Origin of the sequence: Streptomyces sp. DI166 (assembly GCF_900091315.1) — a bacterium.
Taxonomy (GTDB): domain Bacteria; phylum Actinomycetota; class Actinomycetes; order Streptomycetales; family Streptomycetaceae; genus Streptomyces; species Streptomyces fuscus.
On record NZ_FLSP01000002.1, the window covers coordinates 12709 to 26850 of the forward strand.

Annotated in this window: 12 protein-coding genes; 9 read left to right on the forward strand and 3 right to left on the reverse strand. The window is 72.7% G+C overall.

Features of this window, described 5'->3' with window-relative positions; genetic code table 11:
* The first annotated feature begins 112 nt into the window (after positions 1 to 112).
* The 4 genes from hrcA to GA0115233_RS01215 all read left to right on the forward strand — a co-directional run bounded on the left by hrcA (position 113) and on the right by GA0115233_RS01215 (position 4222).
* Positions 113 to 1129 (forward strand): heat-inducible transcriptional repressor HrcA, encoded by a 1017-nt coding sequence (gene hrcA / locus GA0115233_RS01200; protein ID WP_093718129.1) that lies wholly within the window; start codon positions 113 to 115, stop codon positions 1127 to 1129.
* Positions 1130 to 2266: a molecular chaperone DnaJ gene (gene dnaJ / locus GA0115233_RS01205; protein WP_093718130.1), complete on the forward strand. Its 1137-nt coding sequence runs from the start codon at positions 1130 to 1132 to the stop codon at positions 2264 to 2266.
* Positions 2267 to 2354: 88 nt separating this feature from the next.
* On the forward strand, positions 2355 to 3485 hold the full coding sequence (locus GA0115233_RS01210) for a nitronate monooxygenase (RefSeq protein WP_093718131.1): 1131 nt from the start codon (positions 2355 to 2357) through the stop codon (positions 3483 to 3485).
* Positions 3482 to 4222 (forward strand): 16S rRNA (uracil(1498)-N(3))-methyltransferase, encoded by a 741-nt coding sequence (locus GA0115233_RS01215; protein WP_093718132.1) that lies wholly within the window; start codon positions 3482 to 3484, stop codon positions 4220 to 4222. The genes GA0115233_RS01210 and GA0115233_RS01215 overlap by 4 nt, the downstream gene beginning before the upstream one ends.
* Here GA0115233_RS01215 and GA0115233_RS01220 read toward each other — a convergent pair.
* Both GA0115233_RS01220 and tnpA read right to left on the reverse strand, forming a co-directional pair.
* On the reverse strand, positions 4219 to 5844 hold the full coding sequence (locus tag GA0115233_RS01220) for a hypothetical protein (protein ID WP_093718133.1): 1626 nt from the start codon (positions 5842 to 5844) through the stop codon (positions 4219 to 4221). The genes GA0115233_RS01215 and GA0115233_RS01220 overlap by 4 nt on opposite strands.
* A 129-nt stretch (positions 5845 to 5973) precedes the next feature.
* Positions 5974 to 6390, reverse strand: a complete 417-nt coding sequence (gene tnpA / locus GA0115233_RS01225; RefSeq protein ID WP_093718134.1) for an IS200/IS605 family transposase — start codon at positions 6388 to 6390, stop codon at positions 5974 to 5976.
* Between the two features lie 24 nt (positions 6391 to 6414).
* On the opposite strand from tnpA, the gene GA0115233_RS01230 reads away from it, so the two are divergent.
* From GA0115233_RS01230 to GA0115233_RS01250, 5 genes are all read left to right on the forward strand, one after another.
* Positions 6415 to 7638 (forward strand): RNA-guided endonuclease InsQ/TnpB family protein, encoded by a 1224-nt coding sequence (locus GA0115233_RS01230; protein WP_093718135.1) that lies wholly within the window; start codon positions 6415 to 6417, stop codon positions 7636 to 7638.
* A gap of 109 nt (positions 7639 to 7747) precedes the next feature.
* The gene (locus GA0115233_RS01235; protein ID WP_176711595.1) at positions 7748 to 8254 is read left to right on the forward strand and encodes a hypothetical protein; all 507 of its coding nucleotides are present in this window, start codon (positions 7748 to 7750) and stop codon (positions 8252 to 8254) included.
* A gap of 46 nt (positions 8255 to 8300) precedes the next feature.
* Positions 8301 to 11489 carry a S41 family peptidase gene (locus tag GA0115233_RS01240; protein WP_093718137.1) on the forward strand — a complete coding sequence of 1063 codons (3189 nt, stop codon included), beginning with the start codon at positions 8301 to 8303 and terminating at the stop codon, positions 11487 to 11489.
* Between the two features lie 97 nt (positions 11490 to 11586).
* Positions 11587 to 11940 (forward strand): histidine triad nucleotide-binding protein, encoded by a 354-nt coding sequence (locus tag GA0115233_RS01245; protein ID WP_093718138.1) that lies wholly within the window; start codon positions 11587 to 11589, stop codon positions 11938 to 11940.
* Between the two features lie 6 nt (positions 11941 to 11946).
* Positions 11947 to 12852, forward strand: coding sequence for a ribonuclease Z (locus GA0115233_RS01250; protein WP_093718139.1), 906 nt, complete (start codon positions 11947 to 11949; stop codon positions 12850 to 12852).
* A gap of 10 nt (positions 12853 to 12862) precedes the next feature.
* Here GA0115233_RS01250 and GA0115233_RS01255 read toward each other — a convergent pair whose 3' ends face one another.
* Positions 12863 to 14047, reverse strand: a complete 1185-nt coding sequence (locus GA0115233_RS01255) for an MFS transporter (protein ID WP_093718140.1) — start codon at positions 14045 to 14047, stop codon at positions 12863 to 12865.
* Positions 14048 to 14142 lie beyond the last annotated feature (95 nt).

Genomic DNA, 14142 nt, shown 5'->3' on the forward strand with positions numbered 1-14142 from the left:
GGGCGTACCCCGCCGCCGTACACTGGCTTGGTCGGAGTTGGCACTCGGAAGCACAGAGTGCCAAGCGAGGCGCCCCGGGGGACCGGGGGCGAACTTCTGGAGGTGTGCGCGGATGCTGAGTGAACGCAGACTCCAAGTGCTGCGCGCCATCGTCCAGGACTACGTGGGCACCGAGGAGCCGGTCGGGTCGAAGGCCCTGACCGAGCGGCACAACCTCGGCGTCTCCCCGGCGACCGTCCGCAACGACATGGCGGCGCTGGAGGAGGAGGGGTACATCGCCCAGCCGCACACCAGCGCGGGCCGGATCCCCACGGACAAGGGCTACCGGCTCTTCGTCGACAAGCTGGCGGGCGTCAAGCCGATGACCGCCCCCGAGCGGCGGGCCATCCAGAACTTCCTGGAGGGCGCCGTCGACCTGGACGACGTCGTGGCCCGTACGGTGCGGCTGCTCGCCCAGCTCACCCGGCAGGTCGCGGTCGTGCAGTACCCGTCGCTGACCCGTTCCACCGTGCGCCACGTCGAGCTGCTCTCGCTCGCCCCCGCGCGTGTGATGCTCGTACTGATCACGGACACCGGACGGGTCGAGCAGCGGATGGTCGACTGCCCGGCGCCGTTCGGCGAGACGTCCCTTGCCGACTTGCGGGCACGGCTGAACAGCCGGGTCGCCGGCCGGCGCTTCACCGATGTGCCGACGCTCGTCGAGGACCTCCCCGAGGGCTTCGACAAGGAGGACCGCGGCACGGTCTCGGCCGTACTCTCCACCCTGCTGGAGACACTGGTCGAGGAGAACGAGGAGCGGCTGATGATCGGCGGCACCGCCAATCTCACCCGCTTCGGACATGACTTTCCCCTCACGATCCGGCCCGTCCTGGAGGCCCTTGAGGAGCAGGTCGTGCTCCTCAAACTCCTTGGTGAGGCGAAGGATCCGGGTATGACCGTCCGTATCGGTCATGAGAACGCCCATGAGGGGCTCAACTCCACGTCGGTGGTGTCGGTCGGCTACGGTTCGGGCGGCGAGGCAGTCGCCAAGCTCGGCGTGGTCGGACCGACCCGCATGGATTACCCGGGAACGATGGGAGCGGTACGCGCAGTGGCACGGTACGTCGGACAGATCCTGGCGGAGTCGTAGGTGGCCACGGACTATTACGCCGTTCTCGGCGTGCGCCGCGACGCGTCGCAGGATGAGATCAAGAAGGCGTTCCGTAGGCTCGCGCGCGAGCTGCACCCGGACGTCAATCCGGACCCGAAGACCCAGGAGCGGTTCAAGGAGATCAACGCCGCTTACGAGGTGCTGTCGGACCCGCAGAAGAAGCAGGTCTACGACCTCGGCGGCGACCCCCTCTCGCAGGCCGGCGGCGGTGGCGCCGGCGGCTTCGGCGCGGGTGGCTTCGGGAACTTCTCGGACATCATGGACGCGTTCTTCGGTACGGCGTCGCAGCGCGGGCCGCGCTCGCGCACCCGGCGCGGCCAGGACGCGATGATCCGGCTGGAGGTCGACCTCGACGAGGCGGCCTTCGGCACCACGAAGGACATCCAGGTCGACACGGCCGTCGTCTGCAACACCTGCAACGGCGAGGGCGCCGCGCCGGGGACATCCGCGCAGACCTGTGACATGTGCCGCGGCCGCGGTGAGGTGTCGCAGGTGACGCGGTCCTTCCTGGGCCAGGTCATGACCTCGCGGCCGTGTCCGCAGTGCCAGGGCTTCGGCACCGTGGTGCCCACCCCGTGCCCCGAGTGCGCGGGCGACGGCCGGGTGCGCTCCCGCCGGACCCTCACCGTGAAGATCCCGGCCGGTGTCGACAACGGCACGCGGATCCAGCTCGCGGGCGAGGGCGAGGTCGGGCCCGGTGGCGGTCCCGCCGGTGACCTGTACGTCGAGATCCACGAGCTGCCGCACGCGACCTTCCAGCGGCGCGGGGACGATCTGCACTGCACGGTGACCATTCCGATGACCGCGGCCTCGCTCGGCACCAAGGTGCCGCTGGAGACGCTGGACGGGATGGAGGAGGTCGACATCCGGCCCGGTACGCAGTCCGGTCAGTCGATCCCGCTGCACGGGCGCGGTGTCACGCACCTGCGTGGCGGCGGGCGGGGCGACCTGATCGTCCACGTGGAGGTGCAGACGCCCACCAAGCTCGATCCCGAGCAGGAGCGGCTGCTGCGGGAGCTGGCGAAGCTGCGGGGCGAGGAGCGGCCGCAGGGGCAGTTCCAGCCGGGTCAGCAGGGCTTGTTCTCGCGGCTGAAGGACGCCTTCAACGGCCGCTGAGGGGTGCGGAGCGGTCCCTTCTCCAGTGGCCTATGCCTCTGGGAAGGGCCGATTCGGAACTGTTCGGGGGACGTGACAACATGCCGTCATGTCCTCCGCGCTGACCGATCTTTTTCCCCTTCCGATCGTGCAGGCCCCCATGGCGGGCGGCGTGTCCGTGCCGGCGCTCGCCGCTGCTGTGTCCGAGGCCGGCGGGCTGGGGTTCCTGGCCGCCGGGTACAAGACCGCCGACGGCATGTACCAGGAGATCAAGCAGCTGCGGGGACTCACCGGATGCCCCTTCGGCGTGAACCTGTTCATGCCGCAGCCGGAGTACCCCGGTGCAAGCACCGGCTCCACTGGAGCGGCTGCCGCCGCGCCCCCTGTCTCGGCCGCCGTGGACATGTACGCGCATCAGCTGGCCGGTGAGGCGGGCTGGTACGAGACCGAGCTGGGGGACCGGGACAGCGGCCGGGACGACGGCTACGACGCCAAGCTCGCCGTGCTCCTGGACAACCCGGTGCCGGTGGTCTCCTTCCACTTCGGCGTGCCGAAACCCGAGGTGTTCGAGTCCCTTCGCCGGGCCGGGACCTTCACGCTGGTCACCGCCACGACGGCCGAGGAGGCACTGGCCGTCGAGCGGGCCGGGGCCGACGCCGTGATCGCGCAGGGCGTCGAGGCTGGCGGGCACCAGGGAACCCACCGGGACAATCCGGAGACCGACGGGAGCGGGATCGGGCTGCTCTCGCTCGTCGCGCAGGTCCGGGAGACCGTCGGTATTCCGATCGTCGCCGCCGGGGGCATCATGCGCGGCAGCCAGATCGCCGCCGTGCTCGCCGCGGGCGCCAGCGCCGCCCAGCTCGGCACCGCCTTCCTGGCCACCGCCGAGTCCGGTGCGAGCGCCGTGCACAAGCAGGCCCTGACCAACCCCCTCTTCACCCGTACGGAACTGACCCGGGCCTTCTCCGGGCGCCCGGCGCGCGGTCTGGTCAACCGGTTCATGCGCGAGCACGGCCCGTACGCCCCCGCCGCCTACCCCGAGGTCCACCACCTCACGGCGCCGCTGCGCAAGGCGGCGGCGAAGGCGGGCGACGCGCAGGGCATGGCGCTGTGGGCGGGACAGGGTCACCGGATGGCGCGGGAGCTGACGGCGGGCCAGCTGGTGGAGGTGCTGGCGGCCGAACTCGCCGCCGCCAGGACAGCGTTGTCCGAGGGACGGGAAGGCGGTGCGCCGCGATGACGGCTCCGGTGTTCGTGGTCGAGCACATCGACGCGGGAAGCGGGGGACAGTACGCCCTGGAGGGGCCCGAGGGGCGGCACGCGGTCTCCGTGAAGCGGCTGCGGCCCGGCGAGGACGTCGTCCTCACCGACGGCGCCGGGCGCTGGGCGGAGTGCGTGGTGCTGGCCGCCGAGGGCAAGGACCGGCTGGTCGTCCGGCTGGACACGGTCTCCGAGGAGCCGGAGCCCACGCCCCGGATCACCGTCGTACAGGCCCTGCCCAAGGGCGACCGCGGTGAGGTGGCCGTCGAGACGATGACCGAGGTCGGCGTCGACGCGATCGTGCCCTGGACGGCGTCCCGCTGCATCACCCAGTGGAAGGGCGAGCGCGGCCTGAAGGCGCTCGGCAAGTGGCGGGCCACCGCGCGCGAGGCGGGCAAGCAGTCCCGGCGGGTCCGCTTCCCCGAGGTCACGGACGCGGCGTCGTCCAAGCAGGTCGCCGCCCTCCTGGCCAAGGCCGACTTCGCCGCCGTCCTGCACGAGAGCGGCACCGAGCCGCTGGCCACCGCCGAACTCCCCGCCGACGGGGAGATCGTGCTGGTCGTCGGCCCCGAAGGCGGCGTCTCCCCGGAGGAGTTGGCCCTCTTCGCGGAGGCGGGCGCCCGCCCGTACGTCCTCGGCCCGACCGTCCTGCGCACCTCCACCGCCGGCACGGCGGCCGCCGCGCTCCTGCTGGGCCGCACCGGACGCTGGAGCTAACAGCGCCTGCTCTTGGGGTCCTTGGCCGGGAGGAGCTGTACGTCCTCCCGGCGGATCGCGAAGGACTCCTGTACGGGGCCATCGTTGCGGCGGGGGTCCCAGAGCCAGACCCAGTCGCCGGAGGTGCCGAAGGAGAGCACCGGGTGGTCGGTGGGGGCGGGGCCGTTGTCGACGGCGAGGGGTTGGGCGGGGTCCACGGGGCGTACGCAGACGAAGTGGGCGTAGACGCCGTAGTAGTCCGGTGGGCGGGTGCCCTGGCGGGCGGCGTTCTCCGCTGCCCGGCCCGCCGCGCCGCCCGCGTCCTTGGTGCCGAGGCCGATCGCGGTCAGCGCGTAGGCGACGGACAGGAGCGTGGCCGCGAGCACGGCGAGCAGCCGGTTGCCGCGGTCCCGGCCCAGGTGGAAATGGCGCAGCCAGCCGATGACGGCGACGAAGAACAGGGCGCTGATCAGGGCTACCCCCATGGGCTGGGCCGCCGCCGAGTACCGGCCGAGGGTGGAGGTGGGCACCGCGTCCGCGCGGATGTCGAAGCGGTCCAGGTACGCGGCGTGCATCTGTCCGCCCAGCCAGCCCACCACGGACCACAGCACCGGCACCGACAGCGGCACCAGCCAGGCCGCGTGCCGGGTGAAGAAGGTCCGCCGCAGGGCGAGCGAGACCCCGGCGCCGATGAACAGGCCGAGCGCGGCCAACGCCGTTGCCGCCAGCAGTGGCAGGGCCTCGTAGCGGCGGCCCGCCATCGCTCCGAGCGCCGCCAGTGCCGTGGTGCCCAGGACCCCGACCGCCCACTGGACCGCCGTACTCCGGTCCCGGGTCTCCTTCGCCGTGCGGGACAGCGGCAGCGCCCCCGCCGGGCTGAGCAGCACGGGCAGCAGTTTCCAGGCTCCCTCCGCCCACACCACGCACATCCCGCAGACGAGCGCGTTGATCAAGCCCACCGCCCCCGCCGCCAGCCACATCCACCGTGTCCGTCGCTCGTGCGGTGTCTCGTCGCGCGGCGGGTCGGCGTCCGAGTGGCTCGGCACCCGCAGGGCGTGCTCGGCCGGGTCGTAGGCGCGTCCGCCCAGGTCGCGCGCCGTCAGTTCGGCCTCCGCTGTCTGCCGGGAGTCCGGGCCCGCCGGTACGGTCACCGCGCGCTGCTCGTCCGCCGCGCCCAGGCGGATCCACCAGCGGCCCAGCGTCGGGTGGGCGCGGTGGACGTAGTACGTCGTCCGGGGCGGGCGCCGGTATTCGACAAGGGCCGCGTCCCGCACCCAGGCGCCCAACTCGGCCTGCTTGACGAGCCGTTCCACTTCCACGGTCGCCGTGCGCAGGGCGCCCAGCCGGGCGCCGTGCAGACGGACCTCGACGATCAGCGAGGTCCGGTGCGCGACCGCGGGCGCGGCCTCCGCGGCCTCCGCCGGGCGCACCGTCCATCCCCGCTCCTCGAACAGCGCGGTCACGTAGGCCACTTCGTCCTGCTGGTCGACGACGTCGACGAGCATCCGTACCCGGCGCCGGTACGGCGGCGCGGGAGGGCCCGCCGCCGGGTCGGGGGAGGCCGGCTCGGGCGTGGGCGGGGTGTCGTCCGGGGTGCGGGGGGACGGCAGCAGACGGCGGGTACGGATCCGAGGGGGCGTCAATGGGGCTCCGGTAGCGGGCGAGTTGGGCAGCACTCGATTGTGACGTGAGGGGGCGCTGATGACCGAATGGTGCCGGCGCAAGCCCCGTCCTTCAGGGCGGCGTAAGCCGGAACGGTCCGCAGAGCGAAGCTAAAGCGGACGGCGCTGCTGCTCGATGTACTGCCGCACCACGGTGAGCGGTGCGCCTCCGCAGCTCGCGGCGAAGTAGGACGGCGACCAGAAGCGGCCGTGCATGATCGCTCGGTTCACGCGGCCGGTGAAGTCTCGGCGCAGGATGCGGGCGGAGACGCCCTTGAGGCTGTTCACGAGGCTCGACACGGCGACCTTCGGCGGGTAGTGCACGAGCAGGTGCACGTGGTCGTCCTCGCCGTTGAACTCGACCAGCTCGGCCTCGAAATCCTCGCACACCTTCCGCATGGCCGCCTCGCACACGGCCAGCATGTCGTCGTTGAACACGCCGCGCCGGTATCTGGTCACGAAGACCAAGTGAACGTGCATCGCCGAAACCACGTGTCTGCCGCGCCTGTACTCGCCATTGGCAGCCATAGACCAAAAGATAGGATCACGGTCGTGCAGCTCCGGTACAACTTCCGCGTGTACCCCGAGCCCGCCCAGCGCCACGCGCTGGCCAGGGCGTTCGGGTGCGCCCGCGTGGTCTTCAATGACGGCCTGCGGGCCCGTCAGGAAGCCCATGCGGCGGGGCTGTCGTACGTCAAGGACACCGACCTTCAAAAACAAGTCGTCACCGCCGCGAAGCGCACCGACGAACGGGCGTGGCTGGGCGAGGTGTCCTCCGTCGTGCTCGTGCAGTCTCTGAGGGACCTGCACACCGCCTACCGGAACTTCTTCAACTCGGTCACCGGCAAGCGCAAGGGCCCGAAGATCGCGCCGCCCCGGTTCAAGTCCAAGCGCGACAGCCGGCAGTCGATCCGGCTCACCGCCAACGGCTTCTCCCTGCGCGACAACGGACGCCTGTACGTGGCGAAGGTCGGCGACCTCCGGGTGCGCTGGTCCCGCCGGCTTCCGGCCGTACCGACCTCGGTCACGGTCACGATGGACGCGGCCGGCCGGTACTGGGCATCGTTCGTCGTCGACACCGACCCCGACTTTTTCCCCGAGACGGCCGCCGAGACCGGCATCGACCTCGGTCTCTCGGCGTTCGCGGTCCTCTCCGACGGCCAGAAGATCGCATCCCCGCGCTTGCTGCGCCGCGCCGAGCGCAAGCTCAAGCGGCTGCAGAAGGACCTCAGCCGCAAGGCCAAGGGATCGAAGAACCGGGCCAAGGCCCGCATCAAAGTCGCACGCCAGCACGCCCGCGTGGCGGACCGGCGCCGGGACTGGCACCACAAGGAATCCACGAAGATCGTCCGCGAGAACCAAGCGGTGTACGTGGAAGACCTCGCGGTGTCCGGCCTGGCCCGTACCCGCCTCGCAAGGTCCGTGCACGACGCCGGATGGTCGGCGTTCGTCGGCATGCTGGAGTACAAGGCCGCCAGGCACGGTCGGTACTTCAGCCGCATCGGCCGCTTCGAGCCGACCTCTCAGGTCTGTTCGGCCTGCGGGATCAAGGACGGCCCCAAGCCCCTGTCGGTCCGCGAGTGGACATGCCAGGAGTGCGGGACCGTCCACGACCGCGACATCAACGCAGCACGCAACATCCTGGCCGCCGGACGGGCGGACAGGCTAAACGCCTGTGGAGCGAAGGTAAGACGGGCACCCGTGCCCGCACCGCGCCGTGAAGCAGGAAGCCCCCAGAAGGGCCAAACGGCCCAGGTTGGAATCCCCGTCCTTTAGGGCGGGGAGCACGTCAACGTATGCGCTCTACCGCCGCGGGCCGGACAGTGGCAGGCTGCCCTCCGTGGGGGTATTGAGGCGGGTTTGGGTTCGGCCGCGTGGGACGCGTGTGGCGGGTGCGGTGGGACTGGTCGTGCTGGCCGTCGGCGGGGTCGCCGCGTGCGATGCCGTGGGCATGAGCACCGCGGCCGTCGCCTGGACCACCGACCAGACGGCGACCAGGGAACTGGACCGCCGCAAGGCCGACGTCCAGTGGCTCACCTGCACGGCCTCCTACGGGGACCGAGGCGACGGGTCGAAGCCGAGCGCGGGCGAGGAGACCGTCGCCGAGGTCGACTGCACCGGCAAGACCAAGGACGGCAGGGACATCTCCGTCGAGGGCGTCGTCACCCGGGCCGTCGACAACAAGTGCGTGCGCGGGCACATCACCGCGAAGGTCGGCGGGAAAACGCTGTTCCAGGTCGACGGGCTCGGCAACTGCGAGGGCACGCCGTCGCCGGTCGCGCCGCCGCCCAGCAACGGCGGTGGACAGGGACCCCGGCCCACGGTCACGGTGACCGTCACCAAGACGCTGTGGTGCAAGGAGGACCCGCAGTGCTGGCCCGAGGGCAAGTGATCGCAAACCCCTTACTCTGGGTCACCTGTCTGCGTAGGGTGATCAGGTGACTCAGCCTGCCGCGTATCTCCGGTTCCCGCATCTGCACGGCGAGTTGGTCGCCTTCACCGCCGAGGACGACGTCTGGCTCGCCCCCCTGGAGGGCGGCCGGGCCTGGCGGGTGAGCGCCGACAACATGCCGGTCACCGCGCCGCGGATCTCCCCCGACGGCACCACCGTCGCCTGGACCTCCACCCGCGACGGCGCCCCCGAGGTGCACATCGCCCCGGTGTCCGGCGGCCCCGCCACCCGGCTCACCTACTGGGGCACCCGCACCCGCGTGCGCGGCTGGACCCCCGACGGACACGTCCTGGTCACCAGCAGCCGGGGCCAGGCCAGCCGCGACCGCACCTGGGCGCACGCCGTCCCGCTGGACGGCGGACCGGCCACCACCCTGCCGTACGGGATCGTCGGCGATGTCGCCCACGGCCCGCACACCGTGCTGCTGTCGGCGGTGATGAGCCTGGAGGCGGCGTACTGGAAGCGGTACCGCGGCGGCCGGGTGGGCAAGCTGTGGATCGACCGGGAGGGGCAGGGGGAGTTCGTCCGGCTGCACGAGGAGCTGGACGGCAACATCGAGTACCCCGTCTGGGCCGGGGAGCGCATCGCCTTCCTCAGCGACCACGAGGGCACCGGCGCCCTCTACTCCTCCCTCGCCGACGGCTCCGACCTGCGCCGCCACACCCCCGTCGACGGCTTCTACGCCCGCCACGCCGCCGGTGACGGCACCCGGATCGTGTACGCCTCGGTCGGTGAACTCTGGCTGCTGGACGACCTGGACGGCGCCGAACCGCGCCGCCTGGACATCCGGCTCGGCGGCCAGCGCACCGACCGCAGGCCCCGCCCGGTCAGCGCCGCCCACTGGTTCGGCTCCGCCGCCCCCGACCACACCGCGCGCGGCAGCGCCGTCCTGGTGCGCGGCGCCGTCCACTGGGTCACCCACCGCTCCGGACCCGCCCGCGCCCTGTCCGCAGAACCCGGCGTCCGCGCCCGCAGGCCCCGCACCTTCCGCGTCGACGGCGAGGAATGGGTGGTGTGGGTGACCGACGCCGAGGGCGACGACGCGCTGGAGTTCGCCCCCGCCACCGGCCTCGCCCCGGGCGCCACCCCGCGCCGCCTGGCCGCCGGACAGCTCGGCCGCGTCCTTGGCCTCGCGGTCGCCCCCGACGGCAGCCGCGCCGCCGTCGCCTCCCACGACGGCCGCGTCCTGCTCGTCGAACGGGAGACCGGCGAGGTCCGCGAGGTCGACCGCAGCGAGGACGGCGATGTCTCCGGCCTGGTCTTCTCACCCGACTCCGCCTGGCTGGCCTGGTCGCACCCCGGGCCCCGCCCGCTGAGCCAGCTGCGCATCGCCAACACCACCGACCTGTCGGTCACCGAGGCCACCCCGATGCGCTTCCAGGACTACGCGCCCGCGTTCACCCTGGACGGCAAGCACCTCGCCTTCCTCTCCGCCCGCTCCTTCGACCCCGTCTACGACGAGCACGTCTTCGACCTGGCCTTCGTCGTCGGCTCCCGCCCGTACCTGATCCCGCTCGCCGCGACCACGCCCTCACCGTTCGGCCCGCAGCGCCACGGCCGTTCCTTCGACGCGCCCGACAAGGACGAGACGCCCGACAGCGAGGGCACCCCCACCACCCGCATCGACATCGAGGGGCTCGCCGACCGCATCGTGCCGTTCCCGGTCGAGGCCGCCCGCTACAGCGGACTGCGCGCCGCCAAGGACGGCGTGCTCTGGCTGCGCCACCCGGTCACCGGCGAACTCGGCGCCTCCCGGGCCACCCCGGACGACCCCGACCCCAGCAGCGAGCTGGAGCGCTACGACCTCGTCCAGCGGCGCGTGGAGCATCTGGCCGCCGACGCCGACCACTTCGAGGTCAGCGGCGACGGCAAGCGGGTGCTGCTGTGGACCGACGGCCGGCTGAAGGTCGTGCCCAGCGACCGGCGCGCCCCGAACGACGACGACAGCGACGCCAACATCACCGTCGACCTCGGCCGGATCCGCCAGACCCTCGACCCGGCCGCGGAGTGGCGGCAGATGTTCGAGGAGACCGGCCGCATCATGCGGGACCACTTCTGGCGCTCCGACATGAGCGGCGTCGACTGGACGGGCGTCCTGGACCGGTACCGGCCCGTGCTGGACCGCGTGGCCACCTACGACGACCTGATCGACCTCCTCTACGAGGTCCAGGGCGAACTGGGCACCTCGCACGCCTACGTCGTCCCGCGCGGCGGCTCCGGCGGCGGCCGCCAGGGACTGCTCGGCGCCGACATCTCCCGCCACGCGGACGGCACCTGGCGCATCGACCGGATCCTGCCCTCGGAGACCTCCGACCCCCAGGCCCGCGCCCCGCTCGCGGCCCCCGGTGTCGCGGTACGGGCGGGCGACGCGATCGTTGCCGTCGGCGGGGTGCCGGTGGACCCGGTGGCCGGGCCAGGACCGCTCCTGGTGGGCACCGCGGGCAAGCCGGTCGAACTGACGGTGTCCCCGGCCGGGGGCGGGGAGCTGCGCTACCCGGTCGTCGTCCCGGTCTCCGACGAGGAACCCCTGCGCTACCACGACTGGGTGGCCGGCCGGCGGGCCTACGTCCACGAGCGCTCCGGGGGCCGCCTCGGCTACCTCCACATCCCCGACATGCAGGCGCCGGGCTGGGCCCAGATCCACCGCGACCTGCGTGTCGAGGTGGCCCGCGAGGGCCTGATCGTCGACGTCCGCGAGAACCGCGGCGGCCACACCTCGCAGCTCGTCGTGGAGAAGCTGGCCCGGAAGATCGTCGGCTGGGTCGTCCCGCGCGACCTGCCGCCGTACGCCTACCCCCTGGACGCCCCGCGCGGCCCGGTCGTCGCCGTGGCCGACGAGTTCTCCGGCTCCGACGGCGACATCGTCAACGCCGCCATCCGCGCCCTCGGTATCGGCCCCGTCGTCGGCACCCGCACCTGGGGCGGTGTGATCGGAATCGACAGCCGCTACCGGCTGGTCGACGGCACGCTCATCACCCAGCCCAAGTACGCGATCTGGCTGGAGGGTACGGGCTGGGGCGTGGAGAACCACGGCGTTGACCCGGACGTGGAGGTCGTCCAGCGCCCCCAGGACTACGCGGCGGGCAGGGACGCCCAGTTGGACGAGGCGATCGACAGGGCCCTTCAGGCGCTGGAGGACACTCCGGCGAAAACCCCGCCCGGAGTACCCGGGTAAGGGGCGCGGGAACGGCGCGGCAGCCCGAGGCCGACCCGCACCCGCCGACGATACGATGCCCCCGAATCATCAGCCGCACCCGCACCGGAGGATCCGTATGCCAGGAGAACCCCAGGAAGACTGCCTGTTCTGCAAGATCGCGGCGGGCCAGGTCCCGGCGACGATCGTCCGGGAGACCGAGACCACCCTCGCCTTCCAGGACATCAACCCCCAGGCCCCGGTGCACATCCTGGTGATCCCCAAGGCGCACTACGCCAACGCGGGCGAACTGGCCGCCGGCGCCCCGGAGCTGGCCGCCGACGTCCTGCGCGAGACGGAGGCCGTGGCCAAGGAGCAGAAGCTCGACGCCCACCGCACCGTCTTCAACACCGGCGCCGGCGCCGGTCAGACCGTCTTCCACGCGCACGCCCACGTCCTCGGCGGCCGCGGCCTGGAATGGCCCCCCGGATAAACACACATGTCCGTACGCGAACTCGTGGTCCTCGGCACCGCCAGCCAGGTGCCGACCAGACACCGCAACCACAACGGCTATCTGCTGCGCTGGGACGGGGAGGGCCTCCTCTTCGACCCCGGCGAGGGCACCCAGCGGCAGATGCTGCGCGCCGGGGTCGCCGCCCACGACCTGAACCGGATCTGCGTCACGCACTTCCACGGCGACCACTCGCTGGGCCTGGCGGGGGTCGTCCAGCGGATCAACCTCGACAAGGTGCCGCACCCGGTCACCGCGCACTACCCGAAGTCCGGCCAGCGGTTCTTCGACCGGCTGCGGTACGCGACCGCGTACCGGGAGACCGTCGACCTCCAGCAGGCGCCGGTCGACCGGGACGGCGTCCTCGCGACGACCGGGTCGTACACCTTGGAGGCGCGCAGGCTCTCCCACCCCGTGGAGTCCTACGGCTACCGGCTCGTGGAGCCCGACGGCCGCCGGATGCTGCCGGACCGGCTCGCCGCGCACGGCATCAAGGGCCCGGACGTCGGCCGTATCCAGCGCGAGGGTTCCCTCGGGGGTGTGACGCTGGACGACGTCAGCGAGGTGCGCCGGGGGCAGCGGTTCGCGTTCGTCATGGACACCCGGCTGTGCGACGGGGTGCACGCCCTGGCCGACGGCTGCGACCTGCTGGTCATCGAGTCGACCTTCCTCGACGAGGACACCGACCTCGCCGTCGAGCACGGCCACCTCACCGCCGGTCAGGCGGCCCGGGTGGCCCGGGAGGCGGGCGTACGGCACCTGGTGCTGACCCACTTCAGCCAGCGCTACTCCGAGCCCGACGAGTTCGAGCGACAGGCGCGGGCGGCCGGCTACGAGGGCGAACTGACCGTGGCGCACGACCTGCTGCGGGTGCCGGTGCCCAAGCGCCGGTGAGGAGCGGGGTTCAGGCGGCCCTGGCGGGTTCGTAGGCCGGCGTGTCCACCGCGATCTCCACCACCGGCAGCGACCGCCGTTTCGCTCCCACGGCCACCGCGGTCATCGGAACGGCCACCACCAGCAGCCCCGCCGCCAGCACCGTTCCCATCACCGGGAACCCGGCGGCGGCCGACAGCGCGCTGCCGGTCAGCGGTCCCGCCGCCGTACCGAGCGAGGACGCCGAGCCCACCAGCACCGCCCACCGTCCCCGCCCGTCCAGGGAGGCGGCGAGGCCGATGACGTAGGACAGGACAATCGGGTAGAGGGCGTTCCAGGCGATCTCCCCGGCCGCGAAGGTCACCAGGTCCCGGGCCGACGCGCTCACCGCGACGCACAGGGCGATCACCGCCGTACCGGCCCCGATCGGCACCGCCAGGCCGATCCGCGGCCCGAGCGCGCTCGCGGCGACCACACCGAGCAGACCCGCGCCGAGCGCGACCGCGAACACCGCGCCGACCGTGACCTCGCTGAGGTGGGCCTGGCCGATCCCGATCCGCCCGCTGACGCCCCACAGGGAGTTCTGTACGAGCGACCAGCACATCAGGGCCGCGGCGAGGGCGAGCCCGGAGCGCCGATGGGGCAGGGGGCCCGCCTCCCGGTGGGTGCGGGTGCCGGTGCCCGCGGTGCCGAGGCGGCCGGTCAGCGGCCACACCGCCAGCGCGGTGAGCGCGATCGCGGCGAGCGGCAGGCCGTGGCCGGGGCCGAGGCGCGGCACCGTCAGATACACGGCGCCCGCGAGCGCGGAGACGCCGAGCAGGCCGTAGGTGGTGACGCGGTGCGGGTCGGGGCGGCCCGCGATACCGGTGGCGGCGACCGCCGTGGCCGTACCGGAGCCGAAGCCGCCGACCAGGGCGCCCGCGACGACGGCCGGGATCCAGTGGGCCAGCGCTGCCCCGCCGTAGCCGACGACGGCCAGCGCCAGGCCGAGACGGGCGAGGGGGCGGGCGCCGACGCGGTCGACCCGGGAGGCGAGCGTGAATCCGGCCGTAGCGGAACTCAGCAGCAGCGCGCTGCCGATGGCGCCCGCCTGTGTGGCGGTCAGACCGAGGCCCGAGCCGAGTCGGCCGACGGTGGTCGGGAGGAGGTAGGGGGCGAGGTACCCGGCCGTGAAAAGGGCGACGAGGGGCCAGGGCGGGGTGGTGCGGGCGGACACGGGCGTTCCCAGGGCGTGCGAAAGGAGCGGCTCGAAAAGGGGGATGGGCGACGACCGTCGACGGACAGGAACGCGCGGGCAATTTGTATCAAGCG

Excerpts from the sequence above, each read along its gene's own strand:
- GA0115233_RS01250 (WP_093718139.1), top strand. The coding sequence starts at position 11,947 with ATGTCCGTACGCGAACTCGTGGTCCTCGGCACCGCCAGCCAGGTGCCG.
- GA0115233_RS01245 (WP_093718138.1), top strand. The coding sequence starts at position 11,587 with ATGCCAGGAGAACCCCAGGAAGACTGCCTGTTCTGCAAGATCGCGGCG.
- hrcA (WP_093718129.1), top strand. The coding sequence starts at position 113 with ATGCTGAGTGAACGCAGACTCCAAGTGCTGCGCGCCATCGTCCAGGAC.
- GA0115233_RS01210 (WP_093718131.1), top strand. The coding sequence starts at position 2,355 with ATGTCCTCCGCGCTGACCGATCTTTTTCCCCTTCCGATCGTGCAGGCC.
- GA0115233_RS01215 (WP_093718132.1), top strand. The coding sequence starts at position 3,482 with ATGACGGCTCCGGTGTTCGTGGTCGAGCACATCGACGCGGGAAGCGGG.
- tnpA (WP_093718134.1), bottom strand. The coding sequence starts at position 6,390 with ATGGCTGCCAATGGCGAGTACAGGCGCGGCAGACACGTGGTTTCGGCG.